This window comes from Okeania sp. SIO2B3 (assembly GCF_010672525.1).
GTDB lineage: Bacteria > Cyanobacteriota > Cyanobacteriia > Cyanobacteriales > Microcoleaceae > Okeania.
Map to the genome: position 1 here is coordinate 1 of NZ_JAAHGH010000237.1, position 1483 is coordinate 1483.

Here is a 1483-nt window from a genome sequence, read left to right on the forward strand (position 1 = left end):
ATCGCACCCCCACGGTGGGTTAATTTTTTATTCATTCAGAAAACTTTTAAAACAGTTAAAAATATGATCAAAAAGGTTTGATAATTACAAACAAAAAAGAATAAAAAGTGAATATATTAGGCTTTGAGCAAGACCATATTGAACAAAAATTGACGGCCAACTCAAGTAATAACATAACAATATTTGTAATGTTTAATTTCCCGGTACAAAACCATACAAATATCAAAACTCACTAATTATTTTTCTCTACCAATTAAATCTGAAAGTAAGGGAAAACATATACAAAGATTTTTCACGATCAATGAATTAAGTGTACCTATTTTTTGGTTCCCTTTAGTACAAATTATGGTAGAAAAAATCTGCGGTTTTCACTCAGAATTAGTATGAATTTTAGATAGAACTGAGTGGCAAAATACTAATATATTAATGATGAGTGTCGCGACCGAAATTGAGAGCATTACCCATATATTGGAAATTTTTAACTCATCAAGGTTCGAGTAATTTAACAGAGCAACAAGCAGTAATGCGTCCGGTATTTCAACTCCTGAAAAAATACCAAATAATCCTCATAGCAGATAGAGAATTCCACAGTATTTTCCGATCACATTGGCTGAAACAATATCAAAAACATCAGGTATATTTTGGATTGAGACGAAAAAAATCAACCATGGTCAAGGGGGGGCAAAAATATTGTCAAACATCAGAATTAAAGGTAAATATCGGTGAAAATAAATTATTATTGAATCAAAAAATAACTAAAACGAAATAGGGAATGTATAACTTACTGATATATGAAAAACACAGATATAGCAATGTGCGCACTTAATATTTACAAATTGCAGGAGGTGTCCAATAGCTAAAAGCCTGATATGATCAGCTTTTTATTCCCCCTTCCGGAGCTGTTGCTTTCCGGAGCTGTTGCCTGGGCACAGCGCTATATCGTCACAAATCTGTTTCAGAAAAATGGTATATTTTTACCAATTTATCCACAGCCGGGAAAGTCAAAAAAGTATCTGGCCAAAGAATGGGAATTGAGGCAATGTTTAAAGACTATCAAACTGGTGGTTATAATCTGGAATCATCAAAAGCCAACGAAAAAAGATTGAATAATTGAGTTTGATTGATAGCTATTTCATACACAATTAATTCATTGACAGGAGAAAAAATCCCAAATCAAAGAATTCAAGAAGATATCTCAAGAACTAATGAAAAAACCAGAAAAGACAGAAGAAACAGTAATTTTTTGATCGGATTATCTGGTATTAACTGGATACTAAATGATAATTTCATGTGGGAATTAGTAGTAAATTTAATGATGCTAAATCCTCATCAAGCCTGATTTGAACTCAGAGGAATTAAAGCTATAAATACACTACTTAATAACACCGTAATTTTTGACTAATAATCGATTAAGAAAAGTGATTTTTAAGTTGTTTAATAATATTATTTAGCAGTTTACTTGAACAATAGTTCAAGGCGGGAT

The 1483-nt window shown here is 31.5% G+C and carries 3 protein-coding genes; all 3 read left to right on the top strand.

Annotation, left to right across the window (positions count from 1 at the left end; all coding sequences use genetic code 11):
* The first annotated feature begins 433 nt into the window (after positions 1 to 433).
* The 3 genes from F6K15_RS37895 (at position 434) to F6K15_RS37905 (ending at position 1339) form a co-directional block, all read left to right on the top strand.
* Positions 434 to 769: a hypothetical protein gene (locus F6K15_RS37895; protein ID WP_293071249.1), complete on the top strand. Its 336-nt coding sequence runs from the start codon at positions 434 to 436 to the stop codon at positions 767 to 769.
* Positions 770 to 869: 100 nt separating this feature from the next.
* Positions 870 to 1106 (top strand): hypothetical protein, encoded by a 237-nt coding sequence (locus F6K15_RS37900; protein ID WP_293071251.1) that lies wholly within the window; start codon positions 870 to 872, stop codon positions 1104 to 1106.
* A gap of 44 nt (positions 1107 to 1150) precedes the next feature.
* The gene (locus F6K15_RS37905; RefSeq protein ID WP_293071253.1) at positions 1151 to 1339 is read left to right on the top strand and encodes a hypothetical protein; all 189 of its coding nucleotides are present in this window, start codon (positions 1151 to 1153) and stop codon (positions 1337 to 1339) included.
* Positions 1340 to 1483: the final 144 nt, after the last annotated feature.